Genomic DNA, 26,466 nt, shown 5'->3' with positions numbered 1-26,466 from the left:
CGTACTGACGGGCCGGAGGGGCGGGGTGAGGGGGGCGGGGGTGGGGGGGTGGAGGGGGGTGGGTGGGGCATCGGCCCCCGGCCTCGTCCTCAATCGCCGGACGGGCTGAGTGATGCGGGCCGGGTTGGGTGGGTGGACCTGGGGGTGGGTGGGGCATCGGCCCCCGGCCTCGTCCTCAATCGCCGGACGGGCTGAGTGATGCGGGCCAGGGTGGATGGGATGAGTGAGGGTGGCCGGGGTTCGGCCTTGGGTCGCATCCTCGAACGCCGGTCGAGCCGAGGCTCTTAGGGGCGCGGGGAACTGCGCGCCCAGCCCCCACCGTCCCGCAGGCGAGAAAACACCCCGCGGGGAACTGCGCGAGCAACTCCCCACCAACCGTCGGCCAAAAGGCAACAGGCGGCCGGAATTTCGGGGCGCAGCCCCGCCTTGGGGGCGCGGGGAGCTGCGTGAGCAACCCCCGCTCACCCGCAGTCGAAGAAACCCACCCCCGAAAAACGAGGCCCAGGAATGTTCCGGCGCCGTTGGGGCAGGCGCAACGTACCCCCACGGGATCCGGCCCCGGCCGGTCACCCCGACGGCGGTCGTCGTGTCATCCTCTCCCGGACCGGCGGCCGCCGTCGGGGGGCTGTGGGGTGGGCCACACGGGACCCGGCCGTCCGGGATCCTGGATGCGCGATAGCCTGACGGCGGATCTCTCTTGACGCCGAGAGATCGATCATCGGTTCCTTTGATCGATCATTGCGGTGGACGCAGGGGACGATCCTGCACCCCGGGGCAGGGACGCCCCACCGCCTGCTGTCATACGGAGAACGCCATGACCCGCACTCCCGTGAACGTCACCGTCACCGGCGCGGCCGGCCAGATCGGTTACGCCCTGCTCTTCCGCATCGCCTCCGGCCAACTGCTCGGCGCGGACGTGCCGGTCAAGCTGCGCCTCCTGGAGATCACGCCGGCGCTGAAGGCCGCCGAGGGCACCGCGATGGAGCTCGACGACTGCGCCTTCCCGCTGCTCGCGGGCATCGACATCACGGACGACCCGAACGTCGCCTTCGACGGCACGAACGTCGCGCTGCTCGTCGGCGCCCGCCCCCGTACCAAGGGCATGGAGCGCGGTGACCTGCTCTCCGCCAACGGTGGCATCTTCAAGCCGCAGGGCAAGGCCATCAACGACAACGCCGCGGACGACATCAAGGTCCTCGTCGTCGGCAACCCGGCCAACACCAACGCCCTCATCGCCCAGGCCGCCGCCCCGGACGTACCGGCCGAGCGCTTCACCGCGATGACCCGCCTCGACCACAACCGCGCGCTGACCCAGCTCGCGAAGAAGACGGGCTCGACGGTCGCCGACATCAAGCGGCTCACCATCTGGGGCAACCACTCCGCCACCCAGTACCCGGACATCTTCCACGCCACGGTCGCCGGCAAGAACGCCGCCGAGGTCGTGAACGACGAGAAGTGGCTCGCCGAGGACTTCATCCCGACCGTCGCCAAGCGCGGTGCCGCGATCATCGAGGCCCGTGGCGCGTCCTCCGCCGCCTCCGCCGCCAACGCCGCCATCGACCACGTGTACACCTGGGTCAACGGCACCGCCGACGGTGACTGGACCTCCATGGGTATCCCGTCGGACGGTTCCTACGGCGTGCCCGAGGGGATCATCTCCTCCTTCCCCGTCACCACCAAGGACGGGCAGTACGAGATCGTCCAGGGCCTGGACATCAACGAGTTCTCCCGCGCCCGTATCGACGCCTCCGTCAAGGAGCTCGAGGAGGAGCGCGACGCGGTCCGCGGTCTCGGTCTGATCTGACGTACCCGGCTCACCTGAGTCACTCGCAACTCATCGGCCCCGCCCGGGAAGTGTCCCGGGCGGGGCCGACGCATGCGTACAGAAAGTACGCATCGAACGTACGTGCTTTCTCGCTGTATCCGGGGATACACGGGGAGTAACTCTCGCTATCGTCGTGACGTACGGTCCGGTAGGGGAGCGCAGGGCTGCTCAAGAGAGCTGGGGCGCGGCCGGGGAAGACACACGGGGGTGGTCCCAGTGACGGAATCGGAGAGACGGTACGCACACAGCGAGGCGACACGGCTGTTGTGTGCCGGAGTACATCTGGACACCGTGTTCCGGGCACGGGTCATCGACGAACTCATAGGGCACGAGGAGCGGCCCGCGGCACCGTCCCTCGGTGTCGACGTCGTCGCCGTGCTCGCGCACGCGCTGCGCGCGCGCCGCAGGGAGGCGCTGACCGGGCTCGGGCTGCTGGCCATCTGGGTCGTGTTCTTCCTGGTGGAGATGGTCCGGGCGGCCACCGGCGTCGCGGACGCGGGGGCCCAGGGCTTCGCGGAGGCGTTCGGCGCCCTCGCGGTGTTCTTCTACGCCGCCGTCAGCTTTCTGCTGTGGTCCGCGCGGGCCGCGTCCGGGTGGGGCATGAGCATGTACGCCGCGAGCCGGGACGAGTCCGCCCGGCTGCGGCTGCCGCGCAGGGCGACCGCCTGGGGGCTCACCTTCATGGCGCGGGCCGCGGAGATCGCCTACTGGGTGTACGCGTTCACCCAGTTGCTCCATGACCCCTTTCTGGTGATCTTCCCGCTCCTGCTCACCTTCGTGATCGGCGCCCACCGCTCCCAGGTGGCCGCGGTCATGAGCGTCGAACTCTCCCGGGACGCCTTCGCCCGTACGACCGTGGCACTGCCCATGGGCAGCGAGCGTCAGCTCCGGGTCGCGCGGGCCGTCACCTGGGAGCAGCACGCGTCCGTGGCGCTCTACGACGCCCACCGGCCGTTCGTCGGCGCGGGAAAGCCGTACGAGCCCTGGTCGTTCGCGATGGAGATCACCCCCGCCAAGAAGCCGTTCGACGGCCTGAACGGCAAGCTGCCCGAGCAGACCGGCGACGGTTCGGCGAACGGGCACCGCCCGCCGGTGCAGTTGACCAACCGGCAGATCCTCGACCTGGTCGTACCGAAGCTGGAGGCGCTGCGGGAGTCCGCCGCGCGCACCAGCCGGGACCGGCTCAAGGACCTGGAGGTCGAGGAGTTCGTCTACCTGCCGTACGGCGTGGGCCGCAATCAGGGCGTGTACGAGCCGTCGTCGGCCCGGCTGCACCTGGACGGGGCGGTGGACGAGGGCGGCGAGGCGCGCCGTCACTTCCTGCGCGTCAGGGTCGGCGCCTGGGACGAGCAGGTGGTGGTCTCGGTGCTGGTCCGCGTCCACACGCAGGGCGGGATGCTGGTCCTGGAAGTCGTGCCGCACGTGCTGGGGCCGATCTTCGAGGAGTACCGGCGTGTCGACTTCATCGCGGCCTCCGGGGAGGGCGCGACGGGGCGTGAGGTGCTGCGGACGGTGCTGTCCGCCCCGGCGACGGGCGTGGTGGCGGGGTTCTCCATGCTGCGCACCCTCGTCCAGTGTCTGCGCACCTGGCTGGCCCGGCCCGAACAGGCCCCGCCGGACGCCCCGTTGGTGTCCGTGCGGGAGATGGGCAGCACCGACCGGCTGTCCCTGTTCCAGGAGATGGACGTCAGCCGTTACATCAAGACCGTCCAGGACCGCATCGCGAGCGGGGTGCGTGAGGCGCTGCGGCGCAGCGGCTGCGAGACGGGCAGCTTCGAGCAGAACATCTTCAACGTGGCCGCGGGCGGCCAGTTCATCGGGCAGATGAGCGGTGGCACCGTGGTGGGCCGGATCAGCAAGAGTGCCGTCTCCATGGGCAGTGGGGGCGCGTCGTACAACGAGGGGGACAGGGATGACTGAGGGCTCGGGCGGGCGGGTCGACCGGATCACGCGCAGTGCGGTGAACTTCGGCGACCACGGCACCGCGAACTATCACGAGGCGCCGCCCGCGGCCGGCGCCGACGAGACGACCGTGGCGCTCCTGGAGGCCGTCCGCACGTTGCGCGATCATCTGCGGCTGCTCACGGAGACCGACGACACGACCGGGCTCGACGGCGAACTGGCCGTGGTGCAGGGGGAGATCGAGAGAACGGGCCAGGCGGACCCGGCGCGGCTCGGCCGGCTGCGGATGCGCCTGGAGACCGCCGCCGCGGCCGTGGCGGGGCTGGCGTCGACGGCGGCCGTGGTGCAGGTGATCGCGCAGCTGGCCGGTTAGCCGTCGGCGCGGGATGGGTCTAGTGGGAACGGGGTGACGAGGTGGCGCAACGGTGGGACGAGGACCGCCAGCGGTGGGTCGACGACGACGGCGCGGGCGGGCAGGGCAGGGGCGGGGCCGGTGGTGGCGGGGTGCCGCCGGACGCGGAGCAGCAGTGGTGGGCGTCGGCGACGACCCAGGCGGGGCCGCCGCGCCCGCCCGAGACGCCCCTGCCGCCACCGGCGTGGTCCGGGCCCGGCGGGAGTTCCGGCGGCCGGGGTCCGGCCCCCACGGACTCGCGCCGGCTGCTGGTGGTGATCGTGGCCGTCGCCGTCCTCGCGGGCGGTGTCGGAGGCGCGGTGTGGGCGCTGACCAGGGACGATTCGTCCGGGCACACCGGCGCCGACCCGTCGCGCCCGGCGGTGACCGTCACGGCGACCCAGAGCGTTCCTTCCCCGGACACCGGGTACACCTCCGGGAGTCCGGACATCTACGCCGGTTCGGGCGGGTCCAGCGACCCGGCGACGCAGCCCACGACCCCGGATCCGTTGCCCGGCTACAGCAGGTCGGTGGATTCGGTGGGCTACACGGTGGACGTGCCCGACGGCTGGGTACGCGAGGAGGTCCAGGGCAAGCTGGCGCCGGTCGTCACCTACACGGCCCCCGGCGGCAGCAGCAGGCTCATGCTGTTCGAGGTCAAGGAGAGCTCCCTGGCCGAGTCGTCGTCCCAGGCCGAGGCGATCTCGGAGAAGCTCCCGGGGTACCGGCTCATCGCGCGGCAGAACGGCACCGGCTGGACGGAGGTCACCTACCGCTACGACAGCCCGCAGAAGGGCGCCACGCACGTGGTCGACCACCGTTTCCGGGCCGCCGACGGCACGCTCTACGCGATCAACGCGAGCGGCCCCGAGGGCGTGGACATGACGGGCCCGCTCACCACGGCCCTGAACTCCTTCTGCCCCACCGACACGAACTGCGCGAGCAGTACCTAGGGCCTGTCGTTCGGATCCTCCGACGGGCGGGGCAGCCGCTTCTCGAACCAGTGGGCGGCGTAGACGTTGTCGTCGTAGCGCGGGATCTCGGTGTAGCCGCACGCCCGGTACATCGCCTGCGCCTCGGTGAGCACCGCGTGGGTGTCGAGGCGCACGACGCCGTACCCGCGCGATACGGCCGCCCGCTCCAGTCCGTCGAGGATCCGGCGGGCGAGGCCGAGCCGCCTGGCCTCGGGCCGCACCCACACATGCCGGATCTCGCCGGTGTCCGGTGCGAGCCGCCGCAGCGCCCCGCACCCCACGGGACGCCCTTCCTCGTAGGCGACCAGAAAGGCACCCGAGTCCCCCGACACCTCGTCGGGCCGTACGAGGGCGGCGGGGTCGAAGCCCTCCGGGAACCGCGCGTCGATGTCGGCGGCGTACCCGGCGAGGCAGTCGCGCGCGTCGCGCGACGCACCGTCGACGGACTCGACGGTGATCGCGGCCAGCCGCAGCAGCCGCTCGGCGGCGGCGATGGCGGCGGTGAGCTCGCCGCGCCGGCGCTCGTCGAGGGAGCCGAGCAGCCCCTCGGCCAGCGCGTCGGCCCGCCGGTTCTGCTCCTCGACCTCGACCCGCCCGGCCGGTGTGAGCTCCGCGACCCGTAGTCGGCTGTCCTCGGCCGGCACGCTCACCCGCACCAGCCCCTGCGCCTGCAGTGCCCGGACCATCCGGCTCAGGTACCCGGCGTCCAGGCCGAGCCGGCCGCGCAGCTCCCGCAGCGAGGCCCCGTCCCCGATCTCGAACAGCAGCCGCGCCTCGCCGAGCGGCCGGTCCTGTCCGAGGTAGTGGTCGTCGAGGGCTCCGATGCGCCGGGTGAAGTACCGGTTGAAGCGCCGCAGCGCCCGTACGTCCTCCGCTGACACCGACCGAGTCATCCTTTGACTCTAGTCAAAGAAAGCACACCTCCGAGGTGCCGATCACTCTCAGCCTGCGTTTTGCCGTTTCTGGTCGTATTTCCGCTCTTTTTTCAGTGACGCCGGGCACTTTTGGTCACTGGTTGTGCATGCATTCCGGGTCGAGGGGCAGGCGCTCCCGGTCCCCGAGAGTGACACGCGTGTGACACACGGGCACGCAGGGGCACGGAACAGGAACGGAAGGCAACACCGACCATGGCCGGACACCAAGCGCACCAGGCTCAGCAGGCACAACAGACCCTTCACGTGGGTGGAGAGTGGCGGGAGGCCGTCTCACGTGCCACCCGCGAGATCCTCGATCCCGCGGATGCCAAGCCGTTCGCCGTGGTCGCGGAGGGTGACGAGCGGGACGCGGACGCGGCCGTCGCCGCCGCCCGCCACGCCTTCGACACGGGGGAGTGGCCCCGCACCCCCGTCGCCGAGCGCGCCGCGCTGCTGCGCCGCGTCGCCGACCTCCTCGTCCGCGACCGCGAGGAGCTGGGACTCCTGGAGAGCCGCGACGCGGGCAAGACCCTGGAGGAGGGGCGGGTCGACATCGACTGTGTCGCGGACGCCTTCCGGTACTTCGCCGACCTCGTCGTGGGGGAGGGCGGCGGGCGGGTCGTCGACGCCGGGTCCGCAGACGTCCACAGCGTCGTCGTGCACGAGCCCGTCGGTGTCTGCGCGCTGATCACCCCCTGGAACTATCCGCTCCTGCAAGCCAGTTGGAAGATCGCGCCCGCCCTCGCCGCCGGGAACACCTTCGTGGTCAAGCCGAGCGAGATCACCCCGCTGACGACGATCGCGCTGATACGGCTGCTCGCCGAGGCCGGCCTGCCCGCCGGGGTGGCGGGCCTCGTGACCGGCCCGGGACACACGGTGGGCGCCCGCCTCGCCGAGCACCCCGACGTCGACCTCGTCTCCTTCACCGGCGGCCTGGTCAGCGGCACGAAGGTGGCGCGGGCCGCCGCGGACAGCGTCAAGAAGGTCGCCCTGGAACTCGGCGGCAAGAACCCCAACGTCGTCTTCGCCGACGCCTGCGCCACGGAGGAGGACTTCGACACCGCCGTCGACCAGGCCCTCAACGCCGCCTTCATCCACAGCGGCCAGGTCTGCTCGGCCGGATCCCGGCTCATCGTCGAGGAGTCCGTGCGCGAGCGCTTCGTCGCCGAACTCGCCCGCAGGGCCGGCAGGATCAGGCTCGGCCGCGGCACCGAGGACGGCGTCGAGTGCGGCCCCCTCGTGTCGGAGGGACAGCGCGAGAAGACCGAGGCGTACGTGGCCTCCGCGCTCGCGGAGGGCGCGGTGCTGCGGGCGGGCGGCCGCCGCCCCGAGCCGTCCGCCGAACGGCCCGCCACCGGGTACTTCTACGAGCCGACCGTCCTCGACCAGTGCCACCGCGAGATGAAGGTGGTCCGCGAGGAGGTCTTCGGGCCCGTCCTGACCGTGGAGACCTTCCGCACCGAGGACGAGGCCGTCGCGCTCGCCAACGACACCGAGTACGGGCTCGCGGGCGCCGTCTGGACCACCGACGCGGGCCGCGCCCGCCGCGTCGCGGGACGACTGCGGCACGGCACCGTCTGGATCAACGACTTCCACCCCTACCTCCCGCAGGCGGAGTGGGGCGGCTTCGGGAAGAGCGGCGTGGGGCGCGAACTGGGCCCGGCGGGCCTCGCCGAGTACCGCGAGACCAAGCACGTCTACCAGAACCTGGCGCCGAAGCCGGTCCGCTGGTTCGCGGGCCGACCCCGGTGACGTAACCCCACCACCCCACACCGCACTTGCCCCTTGCACCCTGGAGCACCCCCATGCACGAAAGCACGCACGAGAACGCGTCCGAGAACACGTACGACTACGTCGTCATCGGCGGCGGCACGGCAGGCTCCGTCATCGCCTCCCGTCTCACCGAGAACGCCGACGTGACGGTCGGCGTCATCGAGGGCGGTCCCAGCGACGTCGGCCGTGAGGACGTCCTCACCCTGCGCCGCTGGATGGGCCTGCTCGGCGGCGAACTGGACTACGACTACCCGACCACCGTGCAGCCGCGCGGCAACTCGCACATCCGGCACAGCCGGGCCCGCGTCCTCGGCGGCTGTTCGTCCCACAACACGCTGATCGCGTTCAAGCCGCTGCCGTCCGACTGGGACGAGTGGGAGGCGGCGGGCGCCAAGGGCTGGGGCGCGGTGCCCATGGAGGCGTACTTCGCGCGGCTCCTCAACAACATCGTCCCGGTCGACGAGAAGGACCGCAACGCCATCGCCCGCGACTTCGTCGAAGCCGCCCAGGGCGCGCTGGGCGTGCCCCGCGTCGAGGGCTTCAACAAGAAGCCGTTCACCGAGGGCACCGGCTTCTTCGACCTCGCCTACCATCCCGAGAACAACAAGCGCTCCAGCGCGTCGGTCGCGTATCTCCACCCGGTGATGGACGAACGGCCCAACCTCACGCTGCTGCTGGAGACCTGGGCGTACCGGCTGGAGCTGGAGGGGACGCGTGCCACGGGCGTGCACGTACGCGCCAAGGACGGCACGGAGAGCCTCGTACGGGCCCGGCGCGAGGTCCTGCTGTGCGCGGGCGCGGTCGACTCGCCGCGGCTGCTGCTGCACTCCGGGATCGGGCCCGCCCACGACCTGGCGGAGCTCGGCATACCCGTCGCCCACGACCTGCCCGGCGTCGGCGAGAACCTGCTCGACCACCCCGAGTCGGTCATCGTCTGGGAGACCAACGGGCCGATCCCGGAGAACTCGGCGATGGACTCCGACGCGGGCCTGTTCGTGCGCCGCGACCCCGAACAGGCGGGCCCCGACCTGATGTTCCACTTCTACCAGATCCCCTTCACGGACAACCCGGAGCGGCTGGGCTACGAACGCCCGGCGCACGGCGTCTCCATGACCCCCAACATCCCCAAACCGCGCAGCCGCGGCCGCCTCTACCTGACCAGCGCCGATCCATCGGTCAAGCCCGCCCTCGACTTCCGCTACTTCACGGACGAGGACGACTACGACGGCCGCACCCTCGTCGACGGCATCCGCATCGCCCGCCGGATCGCCCGCACCGAGCCGCTCGCCGGCTGGCTCAAGCGCGAGGTGTGCCCCGGGCCCGAGGTCACCGACGAGGAGGAGCTGAGCGCGTACGCCCGTCAGGTCGCGCACACCGTCTACCACCCGGCGGGCACCTGCCGGATGGGCGCCATGGATGACCGACTGGCCGTGGTCGACCCCGAGTTGAGGGTGCGCGGCCTCGACGGTCTGCGGATCGCCGACGCGTCCGTCTTCCCGACGATGCCCGCCGTGAACCCGATGATCGGAGTGCTCATGGTCGGGGAGAAATGCGCCGAGCTGATCGGGGGCGGTGCGTGATGAGTACTGATTCCGTCTTCTCCGTCGACGGCCTGTGGAAGGTGTTCGGGCCGAAGGCCGAACGCGTCCCCGCCGACCCCGGACTCGCCGCCCTCAACCCCGCCGAACTCCGCTCCCGCACCGGCTGCACGGCCGCCGTCCGGGACGTCAGTTTCGACGTCCGCAAGGGTGAGGTCTTCGTCGTCATGGGGCTGTCCGGCTCCGGCAAGTCCACGCTGGTCCGCTGCCTCACCCGGCTGATCGAGCCGACCGCGGGCGCGATCGTCATCGACGGCGAGGACGTACGCGCCATGGACAAGAACCGGCTGCGGGAACTGCGCCGCCACCGCGCCGCGATGGTCTTCCAGCACTTCGGCCTGCTCCCGCACCGCTCGGTGCTCGACAACGTGGCGTACGGCCTGGAGATCCAGGGTGTCGGCAAGGCCGAGCGCCGGAAGCGGGCCGCAGAGGTCGTCGCCAAGGTCGGCCTGGAGGGCATGGAGCAGCGCAGGCCCGCCCAGCTCTCCGGCGGCCAGCAGCAGCGCGTCGGGCTCGCCCGCGCGCTCGCCGTCGACCCCCAGGTCCTGCTCTTCGACGAGCCGTTCAGCGCGCTCGACCCGCTGATCCGGCGCGACATGCAGGAGGAGGTCATCCGGCTGCACCACGACGAGGGCCGCACGATGGTCTTCATCACCCACGACCTCAACGAGGCGCTGCGCCTCGGCGACCGCATCGCGCTCATGCGCGACGGCCGTGTCGTCCAGCTCGGCACCCCCGAGGAGATCGTCGGCTCGCCCGCCGACGACTACGTCCGCGAGTTCGTCCGGGACGTACCGCGCGAACAGGTCATGACCGTCCGTACGGCCATGCGGGCCGCGTCCGCTGCGGAGGCCGCCCGGGGCCCGGCGCTCGCACCCGACGCGACCGTCTCCGAGGCCATCGAGGCGGTGGCCCGCTCGGGCGACCCCGCCCGCGTGATGGACCAGGGACGCTGCGTCGGCGTCGTGGACTCCGCGGCGCTGCTCGGCGTGGTGGCCGGCGCGGACACGCCCGCCGGAGCGGACACGGCAGCCGCCGGGGCGCCGGACGGCCCCCGTGGGGAGGCCGCCTGATGGCCACCGTCACCGCGACCGTCGGTCACTCCGGCGTCTCCGCGCTGCTCAAGAACCTCCGCGGACACCGGGCCGTCGGCAAGCTGCTGCTGCTCGCCGTCGTGGCGGCCGTGATCGTCCCGGTCCTCGACTCCCACTGGGCGAGCGGCACCTGGCCGGGCGCCCTCACCGTCGACCTCTCCGCACCCCTCGGCCGAGCCAGCGAGTGGATCATCGACAACCGGGACAGCCACCCCCTGTTCCTGTACTTCTTCGGGTACGTCAGCAACGCCGTCGTCCTCTCCGTGCGCGCCGTCTACGTGGTGCTGCTCGCGGCGGGCTGGGCCGGTGTGACAGCCGTCGCGGCACTCGTCGCCTGGCGCACGGCGGGCGTACGGCTCGCGCTCGGCACGGCCGCCGCGTTCCTCGCCTGCGGACTGCTCGGCATGTGGGTGCCGACCATGCAGACCCTCGCGCTCATGGTGGTCGCCGTCCTCGCGTCCGTTCTGCTGGGCGCGCTGCTCGGCCTCGCCGCCGGTCTCTCCGACCGCACCTACCGCGCGCTGCGCCCCGTCCTCGACACCATGCAGGTGCTCCCGGCGTTCGCGTACCTCCTCCCCGTCGTCCTCGTCTTCGGCATCGGTGTCCCCGCCGCCGTCCTCGCCACCGTCGTGTACGCCGCCCCGCCCATGGCCCGCCTCACCGCGCTCGGCCTGCGTGACGCCGACGCCGGGGTGATGGAGGCCGTCACCTCGCTCGGCGCCACCGCCCGCCAGCGCCTGCTGACCGCCCGCCTCCCGCTGGCCCGCAAGGAACTCCTCCTCGGCCTCAACCAGACGATCATGATGGCCCTGTCCATGGCGGTCATCGCCTCCGTGATCGGCGCGGGCGGCCTCGGCGACCGCGTCTACCAGGCGCTGGCCTCCGTCGACGTGGGCGCCGCACTCGCCGCCGGCATCCCGATCGTGCTGCTCGCGGTCGTCCTGGACCGGGTGACGGGAGCGGCGGGGGAGCGGCTCGGCTCGGACTCCGGGGCGACGGCAGTGCGCTGGGCGTACGCCGCTGCCGCGGCCCTCGCCGTGGCGCTGGCCGGACACCTAGCCGGCCGTCTCGACTGGCCCGCCTCCTGGACCCTCTCCATCGCCGAGCCCGTGAACCGCGTCGTCGACTGGATGACCAACCACCTCTACTCCGGCGTCCCCTACATCGGCGGCACCGCCGACTGGGCGGGCCACTTCACCACCTGGGTCCTGGACCCCCTCCGGGACGGCCTCCAGTGGCTGCCCTGGTGGTCGGTCCTGCTGATCGTCGCCGCCCTCGCCTGGCTGATCGGCACCTGGCGCACCGCCCTCACCGCGGTCCTCGCGATGGCCGCGATCGGGGTGCTCGGCGTGTGGAAGCCGTCCCTGGACACGCTGTCGCAGGTCCTCGCCGCGGTCGCCGTGACCCTCGTGCTCGGCTTCGCGACCGGTATCGCGGCGGCGCGCAGCGAGCGCGTCGAGCGGCTGCTGCGGCCGGTCCTTGACGTCTTCCAGACGATGCCGCAGTTCGTCTACCTGATCCCGGTGGTGGCGCTGTTCGGCGTGGGCCGCGCGCCCGCCGTGGCCGCCGCGGTCGTCTACGCGCTGCCCGCCGTCGTCCGCATCACCACCCAGGGCCTGCGCGCCGTCGACCCGGCCGCGCTGGAGTCGGCCCGCTCGCTCGGCGCCACCGGCGCCCAGCAGCTGCGCCAGGTCCAGCTGCCGCTGGCCCGCCAGTCGCTGCTGCTCGCCGTCAACCAGGGCGTCGTGCTCGTCCTCGCCGTCGTCATCATCGGCGGTCTGGTCGGCGGTGGCGCACTCGGCTACGACGTCGTGTTCGGCCTCGCGCAGGGCGACCTGGCGACCGGTCTCGTCGCCGGCGCGGCGATCGTCTGCCTCGGCCTGATGCTCGACCGGGTGACCCAGCCGACCGCACGGACCACGAAGAAGGGAGCGTGACATGCGCCTACGTACGACTTCGGTGATGGCCGGTGCGGCCGCGCTGCTGACGCTGACCGGTTGCGGCGCCGTCGACATGACCAAGCAGGCCTCGCCCTTCGCGAACGCGCGGGGCTCGAAGAGCCTGACCCTCTCCGTCCAGTCCTGGGTCGGCGCGCAGGCCAACGTGGCCGTCGCGCAGTACCTGCTGGAGCACGAACTCGGCTACCGCGTCGACACCGTCCAGGTCGACGAGGTCCCCGCGTGGGACGCGCTCAGCCAGGGCCGGGTCGACGCCATCCTGGAGGACTGGGGCCACCCCGACCAGGAGAAGCGGTACGTCGAGGACAAGAAGACCATCGCCCCCGGCGGGGACCTGGGCGTCACCGGGCACATCGGCTGGTACGTCCCGACGTACTTCGCCAAGCAGCACCCCGACGTGACCGACTGGAAGAACCTCGACAAGTACGCCGACCAGATGCGTACCGCGGAGAGCGGGGGCAAGGGCCAGCTCATGGACGGCTCGCCCTCCTACGTCACCAACGACAAGGCCCTGGTGGCCAACCTGAAGCTGAACTACCAGGTGGTGTTCGCCGGTTCGGAGGCCGCGCAGATCACCCAGATGAAGCAGTTCGCCAAGGAGAAGAAGCCCTTCCTCACCTACTGGTACTCGCCCCAGTGGCTGTTCAAGAAGGTCCCGATGACGGAGGTGAAGCTGCCGCCGTACAAGGAGGGCTGCGACGCCGACACGGCCAAGGTCGCCTGCGCCTACCCGCACACACCGCTCCAGAAGTACCTGAACGCCGACTTCTCGAAGAACGGCGGCAAGGCGGCCGCCTTCCTGAAGAAGTTCAAGTGGACCACCGAGGACCAGAACGAGGTCTCCCTGATGATCGCGAACGACAAGCTGTCGGCGCAGGACGCGGCGAAGAAGTGGGTCGACAGCCACGCGTCGACATGGCGCGCGTGGCTGTCGTGACCCCGACTACCGCGCACACACGTTGATCGGGCCCGGGATCCCCGCCCGCAGCAGTGGCAGTACGTCGACGGGGGCGCCGACCGGATACACGCGGTCGGCGCCCGCCGGGACGTACAGCGCGGCCTCGGCCCCGCTCACCGCGCGTATCCCCCCGGCGGGATCCGACGGCTCACCATCACCCGGTTCCAGCCGTTGATCGCGGTGATCAGGGCGATGAGATGCGCGAGCCGGACGTCGTCGAAGTGCGGTCCTCCGCTTCCTCCCAGGCGTTGAGGAGCTGGAGGACAGGGCCCGCCCGACCGTCGGGTCGAGCACCTTCGTACGCTCCCTCGTGGCTTCGCCGCGCTCCGTCACTGGTGCCGGCCCGCCTCGTAGTGGCCCGGGACCATCCGCGTGCTCACGCCGAACCGGTTCCACGCGTTGATCACCGTGATCGCGGCGATCAGCTGCGCCAGCTCGGCCTCCTCGAAGTGCTGGGCCGCCTTCTCGTACACCTCGTCCGGTACGAATCCGTCGGTGAGGACGGTGACGGCCTCGGTCAGCTCGATCGCCGCGAGTTCCTTCGCCGTGTAGAAGTGCTTCGACTCCTCCCACGCGCTGAGCTGGACGATCCGCTGCACGCTCTCCCCGGCGGCCAGCGCGTCCTTGGTGTGCATGTCGAGGCAGAACGCGCAGTGGTTGAGCTGCGAGGCACGGATCTTCACCAGCTCGCGCAGCTTCGGCTCCAGCCCCTGCTGCGCGGCCGTCTCCAGCCGGAGCATGGCCTTGTAGACCTCGGGGGCGTGCTTGGCCCAGTGCAGGCGGGGGCTGTGCTCGGGGGCGTACTCGGCGGTGGTGGCGGTCGTCTCGGTGGTGGTGTCGTTCGTCGTCATGCTCTCGACCCTACGAGCGAAGCAGCCCAGGAGTATGGTCCATTTACATGGCGAAATCTTGGGCCACTTTCGGGGTCGACCTCCACGTCGAGCCGACCGGACCCGGTGTCCGCAGAGGTCTGACGCAAGCCCTCCGCGAGGCGGTCCGCGGTGGCCGCCTCGCGCCCGGCACCCGGCTGCCCTCCTCCCGTTCCCTCGCCGTCGACCTGGGCGTCGCCCGCAACACGGTCGCGGAGGCGTACGCGGACCTGGTGGCGGAGGGCTGGCTCACCGCCCGCCAGGGCTCGGGCACGAGCGTCGCCCGCCGCCCGGTGCCGGCCCCCTCCACCACCTCCGCGCCCGGCCGCCCGACCCACGCCCGCCCGGCGTACGACCTGGTCCCCGGCTCCCCCGACCTGTCCTCCTTCCCCCGCGCGGCCTGGCTGAAGGCCTCCCGCCGCGCCCTGACCGTCGCCCCGCACGAGGCCCTCGACTACGGCGACCCGCGCGGCCGGGTGGAACTGCGCACCGCCCTGGCCGGCTATCTGGCCCGCGCCCGGGGCGTCCGCACGGACCCGGAGCACATCGTCATCTGCTCCGGCTTCGTGCACGGCCTGATGCTGCTCGGCCAGGTGCTGCGCGGGCGGGGACTGAACTCGCTGGCCGTGGAGTCCTACGGGCTCGACGTCCACTGGCGGCTGCTGGAGCGGGCCGGGCTGCGGACGGTGCCGCTCGGATTCGACGAACTCGGCACGCGTACGGAGGAGTTGGCGGCCGGCCCAAAGGGCGGGGACGCGCTGGGAGGCGTACGGGCGGTGCTGATGACGCCCGCCCATCAGTTCCCGATGGGCGTACCGCTGCACCCCGACCGGCGGGCGCAGGTGGTGGACTGGGCGCGGCGCGGCGGCGGTCTGATCCTGGAGGACGACTACGACGGGGAGTTCCGCTACGACCGTCAGCCGGTCGGCGCCCTCCAGGGCCTCGACCCCGACCACGTGGTCCATGTGGGCACGGCCAGCAAGTCCCTGGCCCCGGGTCTGCGGCTGGGCTGGCTGGTGCTGCCGCCGTCGCTCGCCCCGGAGGTGGTCGCGGCGAAGGGCGGGGTGGACTGGTCGTGCGGGGTGCTGGACCAGCTCACCCTGGCGGAGTTCATCACGTCGGGCGCCTACGACCGCCACGTCCGCGCGTCCCGGCTGCGTTACCGGCGCCGCCGGGACGCCCTGGTGGCGCGGCTCGCCGAACAGGCCCCCGGGGTCCGGGCCACGGGCATCGCGGCGGGCCTGCACGTGGTGCTGCGCCTGCCGCCCGGCACCGAGCAGGAGACGCTGCGGGCGGCGGCCTGGCAGGGGCTCGCGGTGCACGGGCTCGACCGCTACCGCCATCCGGAGTCGCCCGCCGAGCGGACCGACGCGCTGGTGGTGGGGTACGGGACACCGCCGGACCACGGGTGGTCGGGGGCGCTGGACGCATTGTGCGCGGCACTGCCTTTCAACGGCACTTTCAACGGCATTTTCAGTGGGACTTTCGACGGCACTTTCCGCAACGAGGGAGACGACGGCCTTTTTCGTGGAATAGAGTCGCCTCATGAGTAATAGTGAAGCCCTGTCCCGTGTGGCCCTGAAGAAGATTACCCCCGAGGTGTCCGGTGCCATGGGCGCCTTGCACGGCGCCGCCGTTTCCGCGGCCCAGGACGCCAAGGTCGAACCCGAACTCCTGGAGCTGATCAGGATTCGCGCCTCGCAGCTCAACGGCTGCGCGTTCTGCCTCGACATGCACACCAAGGACGCCCGCGCCGGGGGCGAGACCGAGCAGCGGATCTACGCCCTGAACGCCTGGCGGGAGACCCCGTTCTACACCGAACGCGAGCGTGCCGCACTGGCGTTGACCGAGGCCGTGACGCTGGTCCACGACGGACACGTGCCGGACGCGGTCTACGCCGCGGCGGCGGAGGTCTTCGACGAGGCCCAGATCGCGGCGCTGATCTGGGCGACCACCGTCATCAACGCGTACAACCGGATCGCGATCGCGACCCGTATGGTGCCGGGTGCCTATCAGCCCGCCCAGAAGAAAAGCTGAATTCGGGAAAGAGGGCACGAGAGGGAGCGCCGGGACGAATTCAATTCGTCCCGGCGCTGCTTTTCGGTCATCAGTCCGTCTGCGGCTTCTGTTTCCGGAATTCAGTCGGCCGGCAGCGGTTCCATGACGTCGTCCAGCCATTGTCGCCATTCCGGCGCGCGCACGGCCGGCGCCGGGCTCATCGGCCGCGCCGTCCAGGCGGTCACCGGCCGGATCCCGTGCAGCGCGTTCACGAGCCACACCTCACGGCCGTCGAGCTCGGCCACGGTCCGTTCGCGGTGGGCGACACGGATCCCGGACCGGTGGGCCCGCTCCTGGATGAGGCCGGCCGTCACTCCGGCCAGGACGGGCAGCTGCGGCGAGGGCAGGCACAGGGTGTCGTCCTCCCACCACAGCACGCTGGCCGTGGCCGCCTCAAGCACCACACCGGAGGACGCGATCAGCACCGCTTCTTCCGCGCCCTCCCCGGACGCCCGCCGCCTCACCCGGGCCAGGGTGTCCAGGTCGGGCCCCTTGCGGCGGGGGACGGTCCGCGGATCGCTCTGCCCCGCCGCCCAGACCCGTACGCCCGTGCCGAGCGGCGGCGCGTGCCGCAGCAGCAGCCGCAACTCCATGGATCCCGAGGCCAGTTCGACCCGGGGGAACCACTCCCCGGTGCGCGGCAGCGCGGCGGTCATGTCCCGCCAGAACGCCACGAGCCGGTCCAGTGGTGGGCCGCCGCAGTCGCCGCAGGCCCGCAGGAAGCGTTCCCGGTGCCGGTCGAAGCCGCGCATCCGGCCGTCGCGCAGCAGCCACGAGTCCGCGACGAGCAGCCGCCCGCCCGGCAACGTACCGGGGGCCGGACCGGAGGTCAGCCCATGGCCTGGCGCCCATGCCAACAACTCCTCCGCGATGGCCGGTTGTGTCACTGCGTACCCCTCTCGGTCTCAGTACTTGCGGCCCGCGACAGCGGGCGAACCGCTCCGTGGCCCGTACGGCGCGTGCTCCAGCCAGGAACCGCACCACGGCAGCACGGGCGCGAGCGCCGCCGCCGCCCGCTGCTTGACGCGGACGATCCGGCGGTGCGGCCGCAGATGGTCCAGCGCGCTGCCGGCGGCCGCGCTGTTGAACAGGGCCGCAGCCCGCCGGACCTCGGCGAAGTCGGCGACCGCGGCGGCCGTCCCGTCGGCGATCGCCCGCGCGGCAGCCGCCGCGTCCGCGATCCCGCTGTTCATCCCGCGCGCGCCGAACGGCGGGAACAGGTGGGCGGCCTCGCCGACGAGCAGTACCCGCCGGTGCGGGTCGCTGAACGAGGCGGCGACCTTGCGCAGGAAACGGTACGTCGACACCCACAGGATCCGCTCGGCGTACCCGTCGCCCACCACCGCGGGCAGCCACTCCCGTACGGCCTCCTCGGTCCCGTACACCTCCTGCGTGTCGTCGTCCCGGCACTGCAGGTCGACCTGGAAGCCCCCGGCGAACGGCACCCGCATCACACTGCGGCCGCCCACCCCCGGATGCTCGTAGTGGAAGACCCGCTCCAACGGCAGCTCGGCGCCCGGCAGGTCCGCGACGTCCACGACGACATGGAAGCCGTCCGCGCGCGTCCCCTCCATCGGGATGCCCAGCTCGCCCCGGACCGTCGAGCGCGCCCCGTCGGCGGCGACGGCGTGCGTGCCGGTCCAGACGCGGCCGTCCTCGCCGGTGAGCACGACCTCCGTCGGTGCGACGCGCACCCCCGTCACCCGCGCCCCCCACGCGAACTCCACTCCGGCCGCCTCGCACGCGGCGCGCAGGAAACGCTCGGTGTCCACCTGACGCAGGCTGGTGAAGGGCGGGAGGCCGGGCGTGGACGGTGGCGGGAAGGTGCGGGCGTACACCTCGCGGCCCCGGTACAGGGTCCGTCTGGTGTGCCAGGTGCGCCCGTACGCCGTGATCTCGGCGGCCAGCCCCGGGCGCATCCCGTCGAGCAGCCGCAGGGTCTCCCGGTGCACGAACAGAGCGCGGCTGCCCGGGCGTTCGCGCTCCTCGGGGTCCGCCTCCAGGAGCACGACCGGCAGCCGGTGCGCCCGTAGCGCGAGCGCCGCCGACAACCCGACGGGCCCGGCACCCACCACGAGGACCGGTTGGCCGGGGGCGCCGCTCACGTGCGCGCGCCCTCGGCCAGCATGCGGGTGATCTCCACCCGCTTCACCTTCCAGGTCGCGGTCATCGGCAGCTCCTCGAAGCGCCACTGCCGGGGCTCGGCCAGGGGCGGCAGATCGGCCGTGGCCTCCCGCCAGCGCGCCGGGTCCAGCGGCCGTTCGCCCCGTACGCACACCACCGGCACCGGTTCGCGGTCCGCGCCGGGCACGATGACCACCTCACGCAGCTCCTCCAGCCGGTCCATCAGCGCGTCCTCGACCTCCAGATTGCTGTGCACCGAGTCGATCTGATCGATCTCACGGTCGATCAGATACAGCCCGCCCAGCCGGCCCTGGTACCCCATGTCGCCCATCTGCCACCAGCCGCCGCCGTCCAGTTGGCGCAGGTACTGCTCCCGGGCGCCGAGGTAGGTGAGGATCCGCCCTCTGGTGCGGGCCTCGATGCGGCCGGGCGTGCCGGGCCTGGCCCGCCCGCCGGAGTCGTCCGTGACCCGAACGCGGGTGAAGCCGGGGATCCCGATCCCGACCCGGCGCCCGTCCGCGCGGGCGGCGCTGCGCCGGGTGAACCACTGGAAGGCCACCGGACCCGTCTCGCTCTGCCCGTACAGCTGGATCAGCCAGGGCGTGCGCCGCTTCGAGGCGTCCAGCAGCCGCCGTACGGTGCGCGGATGGATCGCGTCGAACGTGGAGCCGTACGAGCGGACCCGGGACAGCGGTGCTCCGGGCGCGTCGGCCAGTTCCTCCCACAGCACGAAGGTGTTGGGGTGGGTCTCGACGATGCCGGGGCGGTGCCGGGTCAGCAGCGGTCCCACCGTGGCGGGGTCCGGGTCGGTGATGAGCACGAGCGGGCTGCCGAAGTGCAGCAGGACGCCGAGCAGATGGTAGAAGCGCGAATGCACGAACGACATGTGCAGCGCGGCGGTCTCGCCGCGGGTGGGCCAGCCCATCGCCTTCTGCGGGACGAGCCGGTTCCACATGGTGTTCGCGCAGTGCACGGCGAGCTTGGGCAGGCCGGTGGTGCCCGAGCTGTGGGTGATCAGGGCGGGCTCGCGCGGATGCAGCCGGACGGGAGAAGGCGTCCGCGACCCGGCGTACTTCTCCAGGGGTTCGGCCCCGGGCGCGTCGTCCACGGAGAGCGTCCGTCGTACGAGGGCGGAGAGGTCGACGTCCGCCAGCGGGCCTTCCAGCTTGGCTCTGTCGGTGATCAGCCAGGGTTGGTGGAGCCGTTCGAGGAGCCGGCCCACCACCGGGCCTGCGAGCGCGGGGGACAGGAGGACGGGAACGGCCCCGATACGGGACACGGCGCAGGTCAGCAGGACGATGTCGACGTTGTCCGTCTTGTGGACGACCACCTCCTCCGAGGGCCGGACCCCGGCCTCCCACAGCCTTCCGGAGAGCTCCTCGACCACCTCGGCCAGCACCGGATAGCTGAGGTCGACCCCGAGGCCGGGACGGACGTCCAGCGGCCGGTCCAGGGTGACGAACACGGCTCCGTGACGGTCCGCCGCGTGGCGGAACATCGGGCCCAGGTAGAAACCGCGGTCGGCGAGCAGGGGCTGCTGCTGTCGCATGTGCCCGTTCCCTTCTGTCCTGTCTGTCCTGTGGCTGTGGCTGTGGCTGTGGTCCGGGTCTGTGGTCGTGGTCCGTGGTCGTGGTGCCGCGGGGGTCACCAGGCGCCCTGGCGGACGAGGTGGCGGCGGAGTTTTCCGGTCGAGGTGCGGGGCAGGGACGGGACGAAACTGATGGCTCTGGGGACCTTGAACGCGGCGAGGTGCTCGCGCGCCAGGCCCACGAGTTCGGTCTCGAGACCCGACGGCCCGGACAGTCTGGAGAGGCCGGGCGGCAGGGGCGAGACGGGGACGACGAAGGCCCGCAGCCGGCTGAAGCCGCGCCAGTCGGTCATGGCCGCGACCGCGACCTCCTTCACCGCGGGATGGGTCCGCAGTACGGCCTCGACCTCCAGCGGGGAGATGGTGATCCCGCCGACCATCTCCAGGTCGTCGGTGCGTCCCAGGTGCCGGTAGCTGCCGTCCGGCTCCCGGCGCGCCCGGTCGTGGGTGGCCAGCCAGCCGCCGACCAGGGTGCGTTCCGTCTCCTCGGGCCGGTTCAGATAGCCGGGCGTCAGCGTCGGCCCGCGCACCCAGAGTTCGCCCTCCGCGCCGTCCTCCACCGGCACACCGGCGCCGTCGCGCAGCTCCACCTCGAAACCGGGGACCGGGCGGCCTACCGTGCCCGGGTGGTTGTGCTCGAAGCTGTTGGCGCAGAACGCGTGACCGGCCTCGGTGGAGCCGATCTGCTCCAGGACCGGCGCGCCCAGCAGATCGGCGACCTGCTTCTCGAGCCCCTCGGGCAGGCCCTCCCCGGCCGACACGGCGGCGCGTACGGAGGCGAAGCAGGTCGCGTGGCCGCTGCCCCGGTCGGCGACGAGGGCGGCGTACGCGGAGGGCACGGAGTAGAGCAGGGTGACCCGGTGCCGGGCGACCAGCTCGTCCACGGCGGCCGGGTTCGGACGCCGGTCCACCAGGACGGCGGAGGAGCCGGAGAAGAGCGGGAAGACGAAGGCGTTGCCGAAGCCGTACGCGAAGTACAGCTTCGACACCGACAGGGTGACGTCGTCCGGGGTGATCCGCAGCAGCCGTCGGCCGATGAGATCGTGGTACGTCTTCGGGTCGCTGTGACAGTGCACGACACCCTTGGGCCGGCCGGTGGTGCCGGAGGTGTACTGGACGTAGAGCGGGGTGTGCGCGTCGACCGGGTGCGCGGTGGCCGGCTCGGCGTCGGCGGTGAGCGCCATCAGCTGATCGGCGCCGAGGCGCACACGGTCGGTGAAGCGGTCCTCCAGGCCCGGTCCGGTCACGCAGAGCACGGCCTTGGCGTCCTCGGCCATGAACGCGTGCTCGGCCGCGGGCAGTTCTGGGTTGACCAGGACCGCGACGGCGCCCAGCCGGGCGGTGGCGAGGAAGGCCGCCACCCAGGCGATGCCGTCGGGCAGCGCGAGCAGCACCCGGTCGCCCGCGCCCACGCCGTGCCCGCGGAGCACACCGGCCGCGCGGCCGGCGAGCTCGTGCACCTCGCCGTGCGTCCAGGCCCGGTGGCCCTGGTGGAAGGCGATCCGGTCGCCCCAGCCGCGCCGCTCGGCGAGCGCGGCAAGATGGGTGGCGAGGTTGCCGGGGGCGTCGGCGTCCTCGTGGGTGCCGGTCGGCGACCGCGGAGTCGGCGTGGACGTGGGGATCGTCACCGGGCGGGCTCCTCTACGGCGGCTCGGCGGGGGGTGTCCGCCCGACGGGCGCTCACCCCTGCCGGGGTGGCTTCCTGGTACTCCCGCAGGGCCCGCATCTGTGCCGCCGTCTTCAGCAGCATCTCGTCGTACTCCGCGGCCGGATCGGAGTCGAGGACGATCGCGCCGCCCGCGCCCAGGTGCGTCAGCCCGTCCGTGAGTACGGCGGTACGGATGACGATGCTGAGGTCGGCGCCGCCGCTGCACCCCAGGTAGCCGAGGGCCCCGGAGTACACCCCGCGCGCCTCGGTCTCCAGCGTGTCGATGATCTCCATGGTGCGCAGCTTCGGCGCGCCGGTCATCGAGCCGCCCGGGAAGCAGGCACGGACGCAGTCCACCGCGTCCGTCTCCGGGCGCAGCCGGCCCTCGACGGTGGAGACGAGCTGGTGCACGGTGGCGTAGGTCTCGGTGGCCATGAGCCGGGAGACGCGTACCGTCCCGGTCCGGCAGACCCGGCCCAGGTCGTTGCGGAGCAGGTCGACGATCATCAGGTTCTCGGCGCGGGTCTTGGCGTCGGCGGCGAGCGCGTCCCGCAGGCGCGTGTCCTCCTCCGGGGTGCCGCCCCGGGGCGCGGTGCCCTTGATGGGCCGGGCCTCGGCGACGCCGCCGCGGGTGATCCGCAGGAAGCGCTCGGGGGAGGCGCCCGCCACGTCGAGGTCGCCGAACCGCAGGAAGGCCGCGTACGGCGCCGGGTTGACGCGGCGCAGCACCCGGTAGAAGTCGTACGCGTCGGGCGGCGCGGGCAGCCGGGCGGCGTTGGTCAGACAGATCTCGTAGCTGGTGCCCGCGCGGAGTTCGCGTGCGCAAGCCTCGATGTCCGCGAGGTAGGTGGACCGGTCGCGGACGAGCCACGGTTCGGCGGCGTCGAGGTCCGGCTCGGCCGACACGGGAGCGGGCGGTAACGGCTGCGGGTCGGGGCCGACGAAGGTGAGCTGGGCGAGTGCGCCGTCGAGCCAGTCGGTGGCCTCCCGGGTGGCCTGGGGGGTGTCCTCGGCCACACAGACGGCGTAGGTGAAGCCCTCCTGGTGGTCCACCGCGATCAGCCGGTCGGCGAACAGCCAGCAGGCGTCGGGGGTTTCGGCCCGGTGGCGGTTCGGGGAGCCGCAGTCGGCCTTGGTCTCGTACCCGAAGTAGCCGACGTATCCGCCGGTGAAGTCGAAGGGCAGTCCGGTGGCGTCCACGCGGCGGTTCGCCAACTGCCGCTTGAGGTAGTCGAAGACGCTCGCCCGGACCTTGCGTGGCGGCCGGCCGGCCCGCTCGATCTCGCAGCGGCCGCTCGTGACGTCGTACCGGACGAACTCCGACAGCGGCCCGGAGCCGTCACCGAAGAACGAGAACCGTGACTGCCCCTCCTCGACCCGCGCGCTGTCCAGCCAGAACGCCCGCGGAGAGGCGGCGTACATGCGGGTGAAGGCGGCCTCCGCGTCGACGGCGGTGGCGATGCGGCGGGTGTGCAGCCGGTGGGCGGGGCGGACGGTCCGCGCGGGGCGGGAGAGCGCGGCGGGGGCGGGGACGGTCGCCGCGGACGGGGGGACCGCGGTGTTCTTCGTACGGGTCTTGCGGGCGCGTTGCGCCGTGAGGTTGCGGAAGTTCACGAGCATCCGGTGGCCGTACTCGGTCAGGACGGACTCCGGGTGGAACTGCACCCCCCACAGCGGCCGGGTGCGGTGCCGCAGCCCCATCAGGACGCCGTCCTCGGACCAGGCCGTGGCTTCCAGCGTCTCGGGCAGCGGCTCGCGCACGGACAGCGAGTGGTAGCGGACCGCGGTGAAGTGCTGCGGCAGCCCCTGGAACAGGTCCCGCTCGTCGTGCCGGATTCTCGACAGGTGCCCGTGCCGGGGCTCCGGGGCGGGCAGCACCCGGCCCCGCTCCCCGAGTGCGATGCCCTGGTGGCCCAGGCAGACACCGAGCACCGGGATCGTGGACTCCGCGAGCACTCTGGCGCTGATCCCGAAGTCACGGGATTCGGCCGGGTGTCCCGGGCCCGGCGACACCACCACATTGTCGAATTCCGAGAGATCCGGAGTTCTCCCGCCTGTTCCGTCGGGGGCGGCGTCGTTGAGGATCACCACCGGCTCCTCGCCGTTGACCTCGGCGATCAGCTGGAACAGGTTGTACGTGTACGAGTCGTAATTGTCGATGAGCAGGGTCTTCACCCGCCCACCTCCCTTTGATCGTTCTCGGGCCTACGCGGTCCGTCTTTTGTGGCGTCCGCGGAGCGCCTGGAGCGGTGGGTACAGCCATTTCTTGAAGAATCGCTGAAGGCGCGGCATGAGAATCCAGGTGACGAGGGCCGTCACACACAGACACAGCAGCAGTGTTCGGATGAGCGGATTGAGACCACCGAGATACGGAATCACCAGCAGATTGAATAACAGCACCGGTGGGAAAACCGCGCTCATATTCACGAACCAAAGCTTCCATTTCGCGGGCGGGGGCGGTGCGGCCGGCGGTTTCGGCGCGCCGGTCTGGGCGTCGAACCAGCTCTTGGAGCCCCGCACGCTCCGCCGGCCCGTCTCCCGGGCGAACGGGTCCGCCCGGGTGGCCCACTGTGCCCGGATGATCGAGTCTTCCCAGGCCAGGGCCGACCCTTCGCTGTCGAAGCGGTAGACCACATGCCACTCCGCCTCTCCGTCGGCAAGGACACCACCCCCCAGGAAGCCCGGTTCGCGCGAGCTCGCCCGCAGCACGGCCCACCCCCAGGAGTGGAAGTCGGTCTCGCGGCCCGGGATCACGTGATACGCCACGGTGACGGTTACGGGATTCCTGGTCACGCCACCGAATACGGAAAGCGCGTACAGCGCGTTCAAATCTTCAACGAAGTTTCTTGAGTGTCCGGATCGTGACCGTTTGTTTACCTTTCGGTTATCTTGACATCTTCTGTAGGTCGATACTCCTGGTAACTCTCCCGTAATTTCAGAAAGTGCTTGCGAGGCCCCTCGATAAAGCTGCACGATCGCCATTCACCGCCGCTGTGGCCCCCCTCTGGCACCAAGAAGGAGATCCCATGTCCAGGTACGACTGGAATATGAACCACGAGGGAATCGAGCGGGCGCGTTCCGTGATCGAACCCGCTCGGAAGGAGGTCACCACCCACCCGATTTACCAGCGGATAAACAGTCGGGAGGACATGGCGACGTTCATGGCGCACCATGTGTTCGCGGTATGGGACTTCATGTCGCTCCTGAAGTCCCTCCAACGGGAACTGACCTGCGTCGACGTCCCCTGGGTGCCGCGCGGCACGGAGGTGAGCCGACGCCTGATCAACGACATCGTCCTGGTCGAGGAGAGCGACGAACTGAACGGCGGCTTCACCAGCCACTTCGAGCTGTACCGCGCGGGCATGACCGAGGCGGACGCCGACGCGACCAGGATCGACACCTTCCTCGCCCTGATCGCCGAGGGCCACGACGTGTCCTCGGCGCTTCGCGTCGCCCAAGTCCCCGCCCCCGCCGCCGAGTTCGTCCGCACCACCTTCGAGATCATCTCGGACCGGCCGCTGCACTGCCGGGCGGCCGCGTTCGCCTTCTCCCGGGAGGACCTCATCCCCGACATGTTCGACCAGGTCATCAAGAAGGAGGGCACCGACCGCTTCCCGCTCTTCTGCGACTACCTGGCCCGACATATCGAGGTCGACGGAGAGGAACACACCCCCATGGCCATGCAGATGGTGGCCGACCTCTGCGGAGCGGACGACACACGCTGGCAGGAGGCGGTCGAAACAGCGACGCTGGCCCTCGAGGCGAGGGTCCGGTTGTGGGACGGGATCGTGGAGGCGATGGCCTGAGGTCCCGGACAACGGTTGTGCCCCCGACCGGGGGGCCGGGGGTACAGGTGGTGGGGACGGGATCCGAACTCGGTGAAGCGCTGAGTCAGCGCCCCGTGACACTCCGTCAAGTCGTAGACCGCACGACAGTAGGGGTCGTGGGCGTTCTTCCGCATGCGCTCCAACTCCCCCGTTTCCAGCAGGATCGGAAGTGCGGCCTGCGTTCCTGTCACGCCAACGACCACAGAGCCTTCATCGTCTCGGAGGGGAAGGTCGATACCGATCGGCGGAGTGTCCTGTGATGTGGGGGTGTCCAGGTAGAGGCGACACGTTGCCTGGTCGAGAAGCAGGAAGCCACGCAGGCGCAGCTCCGCGGGCTCGGCAGGCTCTGCTGGAACGGAGAAGGCCGCCGCTGCGGCCTGCAGTGCGTCCGAGAGGCGGAACCGCGGCTGGTCGACGAAGTCGTGAACAGCGGCGGAGGCGTCGATCACGGGGATTCCGAAGGCATCGCGTGACGCCTCCTCGACCTCGCGTTCGGTGCAGTCGGCCAGTACGTTTCGCAAGGCGGCCGCGAGGTCCCCTGACGGGATGTTTGCGCCGTATGCGTCCGTGAGTGGCAGGTCGAAGGCGACGGACGTGTCCAGTTGCTGCCCGTCCCACAGAACGACCCAGCCGACGCCGCGTCGATCCGGAGCATTCACGACACCACGTACAAGCCGAACTTCCTGCCCGATCGCGAACGCCGTGACACGGCTCAGCATTTCATGTGCCAGCTGCGCTTGCAGATCGGACAGGCCCGCGTCGTCCCACGTCATCGAGTGATCTGCCATACGTGGTTCAACGTCAGGGCACTTCCAACGCCGTACCGCACACCAAGGGCCCGGCCCGTCTCCGTGTCCGCTATCGGGACGGGTTCGTGCAGATCGGCGCCTGGGACGCCGATCCCGAACCGCCCGCCCCCTAAAAGCCTCGGTGCGCCGGCGTTCGAGGGCGATGAACTTCCCGGC

Annotated in this window: 20 protein-coding genes and 3 pseudogenes; 13 read left to right on the top strand and 10 right to left on the bottom strand. The window is 71.5% G+C overall.

From position 1 onward, the window contains the following. The first annotated feature begins 814 nt into the window (after positions 1-814). The 4 genes from KVT44_RS38415 to KVT44_RS38400 all read left to right on the top strand — a co-directional run bounded on the left by KVT44_RS38415 (position 815) and on the right by KVT44_RS38400 (position 5,071). Positions 815-1,804 (top strand): malate dehydrogenase, encoded by a 990-nt coding sequence (locus tag KVT44_RS38415; RefSeq protein WP_054233746.1) that lies wholly within the window; start codon positions 815-817, stop codon positions 1,802-1,804. A 237-nt stretch (positions 1,805-2,041) separates the two neighbouring features. After that, entirely contained in the window at positions 2,042-3,745 is a 1,704-nt protein-coding gene (locus KVT44_RS38410; RefSeq protein ID WP_217572174.1) for a hypothetical protein, read from the top strand. After that, positions 3,738-4,100 carry a hypothetical protein gene (locus KVT44_RS38405; protein ID WP_075028428.1) on the top strand — a complete coding sequence of 121 codons (363 nt, stop codon included), beginning with the start codon at positions 3,738-3,740 and terminating at the stop codon, positions 4,098-4,100. The genes KVT44_RS38410 and KVT44_RS38405 overlap by 8 nt, the downstream gene beginning before the upstream one ends. Before the next feature lie 41 nt (positions 4,101-4,141). After that, the gene (locus KVT44_RS38400) at positions 4,142-5,071 is read left to right on the top strand and encodes a hypothetical protein (RefSeq protein WP_217572172.1); all 930 of its coding nucleotides are present in this window, start codon (positions 4,142-4,144) and stop codon (positions 5,069-5,071) included. Here KVT44_RS38400 and KVT44_RS38395 read toward each other — a convergent pair. Then, positions 5,068-5,985 carry a helix-turn-helix domain-containing GNAT family N-acetyltransferase gene (locus KVT44_RS38395; protein WP_217572170.1) on the bottom strand — a complete coding sequence of 306 codons (918 nt, stop codon included), beginning with the start codon at positions 5,983-5,985 and terminating at the stop codon, positions 5,068-5,070. The genes KVT44_RS38400 and KVT44_RS38395 overlap by 4 nt on opposite strands. Positions 5,986-6,219: 234 nt before the next feature. Here KVT44_RS38395 and KVT44_RS38390 point away from each other — a divergent pair, with 234 nt between their 5' ends. From KVT44_RS38390 to KVT44_RS38370, 5 genes are read left to right on the top strand one after another with little or no spacing between them, the layout of a single operon-like run. Beyond that, positions 6,220-7,758, top strand: coding sequence for an aldehyde dehydrogenase family protein (locus KVT44_RS38390; protein ID WP_217572168.1), 1,539 nt, complete (start codon positions 6,220-6,222; stop codon positions 7,756-7,758). Between the two features lie 53 nt (positions 7,759-7,811). Next, the gene (locus KVT44_RS38385; RefSeq protein ID WP_217572166.1) at positions 7,812-9,359 is read left to right on the top strand and encodes a GMC family oxidoreductase; all 1,548 of its coding nucleotides are present in this window, start codon (positions 7,812-7,814) and stop codon (positions 9,357-9,359) included. Next, positions 9,359-10,450 (top strand): glycine betaine/L-proline ABC transporter ATP-binding protein, encoded by a 1,092-nt coding sequence (locus KVT44_RS38380; RefSeq protein ID WP_217572159.1) that lies wholly within the window; start codon positions 9,359-9,361, stop codon positions 10,448-10,450. Before KVT44_RS38385 ends, KVT44_RS38380 begins: the two co-directional genes overlap by 1 nt. Continuing rightward, positions 10,450-12,408, top strand: a complete 1,959-nt coding sequence (locus KVT44_RS38375) for a proline/glycine betaine ABC transporter permease (protein ID WP_217572157.1) — start codon at positions 10,450-10,452, stop codon at positions 12,406-12,408. The genes KVT44_RS38380 and KVT44_RS38375 overlap by 1 nt, the downstream gene beginning before the upstream one ends. A 1-nt stretch (position 12,409) precedes the next feature. Further along, the gene (locus tag KVT44_RS38370) at positions 12,410-13,366 is read left to right on the top strand and encodes an ABC transporter substrate-binding protein (protein WP_217572156.1); all 957 of its coding nucleotides are present in this window, start codon (positions 12,410-12,412) and stop codon (positions 13,364-13,366) included. A 9-nt stretch (positions 13,367-13,375) separates the two neighbouring features. Here KVT44_RS38370 and KVT44_RS38365 read toward each other — a convergent pair. The 3 genes and pseudogenes from KVT44_RS38365 to KVT44_RS38360 all read right to left on the bottom strand — a co-directional run. Further along, positions 13,376-13,489 (bottom strand): annotated as a pseudogene (locus KVT44_RS38365) (isocitrate lyase/phosphoenolpyruvate mutase family protein); the annotation flags it as partial. Between the two features lie 11 nt (positions 13,490-13,500). Further along, positions 13,501-13,611 (bottom strand): annotated as a pseudogene (locus tag KVT44_RS58695) (carboxymuconolactone decarboxylase family protein); the annotation flags it as partial. Between the two features lie 105 nt (positions 13,612-13,716). Continuing rightward, positions 13,717-14,238, bottom strand: a complete 522-nt coding sequence (locus KVT44_RS38360) for a carboxymuconolactone decarboxylase family protein (protein WP_217572154.1) — start codon at positions 14,236-14,238, stop codon at positions 13,717-13,719. Between the two features lie 47 nt (positions 14,239-14,285). On the opposite strand from KVT44_RS38360, the gene KVT44_RS38355 reads away from it, so the two are divergent. Then, complete coding sequence (locus KVT44_RS38355; protein ID WP_254650473.1) at positions 14,286-15,809, top strand: PLP-dependent aminotransferase family protein; 1,524 nt, start codon at positions 14,286-14,288, stop codon at positions 15,807-15,809. Continuing rightward, entirely contained in the window at positions 15,802-16,293 is a 492-nt protein-coding gene (locus KVT44_RS38350) for a carboxymuconolactone decarboxylase family protein (protein WP_217572152.1), read from the top strand. Before KVT44_RS38355 ends, KVT44_RS38350 begins: the two co-directional genes overlap by 8 nt. A 101-nt stretch (positions 16,294-16,394) precedes the next feature. On the opposite strand, the gene KVT44_RS38345 is transcribed toward KVT44_RS38350, so the two are convergent. The 6 genes from KVT44_RS38345 to KVT44_RS38320 form a co-directional block, all read right to left on the bottom strand. Beyond that, the gene (locus KVT44_RS38345; protein ID WP_217572150.1) at positions 16,395-17,201 is read right to left on the bottom strand and encodes an aminotransferase class IV; all 807 of its coding nucleotides are present in this window, start codon (positions 17,199-17,201) and stop codon (positions 16,395-16,397) included. A gap of 18 nt (positions 17,202-17,219) precedes the next feature. Next, positions 17,220-18,419, bottom strand: a complete 1,200-nt coding sequence (locus KVT44_RS38340) for an FAD-dependent monooxygenase (RefSeq protein WP_217572148.1) — start codon at positions 18,417-18,419, stop codon at positions 17,220-17,222. After that, complete coding sequence (locus KVT44_RS38335) at positions 18,416-19,987, bottom strand: class I adenylate-forming enzyme family protein (RefSeq protein ID WP_099921036.1); 1,572 nt, start codon at positions 19,985-19,987, stop codon at positions 18,416-18,418. Before KVT44_RS38335 ends, KVT44_RS38340 begins: the two co-directional genes overlap by 4 nt. Before the next feature lie 95 nt (positions 19,988-20,082). Further along, positions 20,083-21,648 (bottom strand): AMP-binding protein, encoded by a 1,566-nt coding sequence (locus tag KVT44_RS38330; protein ID WP_217572200.1) that lies wholly within the window; start codon positions 21,646-21,648, stop codon positions 20,083-20,085. Between the two features lie 2 nt (positions 21,649-21,650). Next, positions 21,651-23,849: an aminodeoxychorismate synthase component I gene (gene pabB, locus KVT44_RS38325; protein ID WP_217572146.1), complete on the bottom strand. Its 2,199-nt coding sequence runs from the start codon at positions 23,847-23,849 to the stop codon at positions 21,651-21,653. 30 nt (positions 23,850-23,879) lie between these two features. Further along, on the bottom strand, positions 23,880-24,503 hold the full coding sequence (locus KVT44_RS38320) for a hypothetical protein (RefSeq protein WP_229888969.1): 624 nt from the start codon (positions 24,501-24,503) through the stop codon (positions 23,880-23,882). Between the two features lie 197 nt (positions 24,504-24,700). Here KVT44_RS38320 and KVT44_RS38315 point away from each other — a divergent pair, with 197 nt between their 5' ends. Together KVT44_RS38315 and KVT44_RS58690 are read left to right on the top strand one after the other, a co-directional pair. Beyond that, positions 24,701-25,480 (top strand): DUF3050 domain-containing protein, encoded by a 780-nt coding sequence (locus KVT44_RS38315; RefSeq protein WP_217572144.1) that lies wholly within the window; start codon positions 24,701-24,703, stop codon positions 25,478-25,480. Positions 25,481-26,312: 832 nt separating this feature from the next. Further along, positions 26,313-26,420: pseudogene (locus tag KVT44_RS58690) on the top strand (ATP-binding protein); the annotation flags it as partial. Positions 26,421-26,466 lie beyond the last annotated feature (46 nt).

The organism is Streptomyces sp. GbtcB7 (genome assembly GCF_019091445.1).
Classification (GTDB): Bacteria; Actinomycetota; Actinomycetes; order Streptomycetales; family Streptomycetaceae; genus Streptomyces; species Streptomyces mirabilis.
This window is presented reverse-complemented; position numbering and strand designations above follow the sequence as displayed.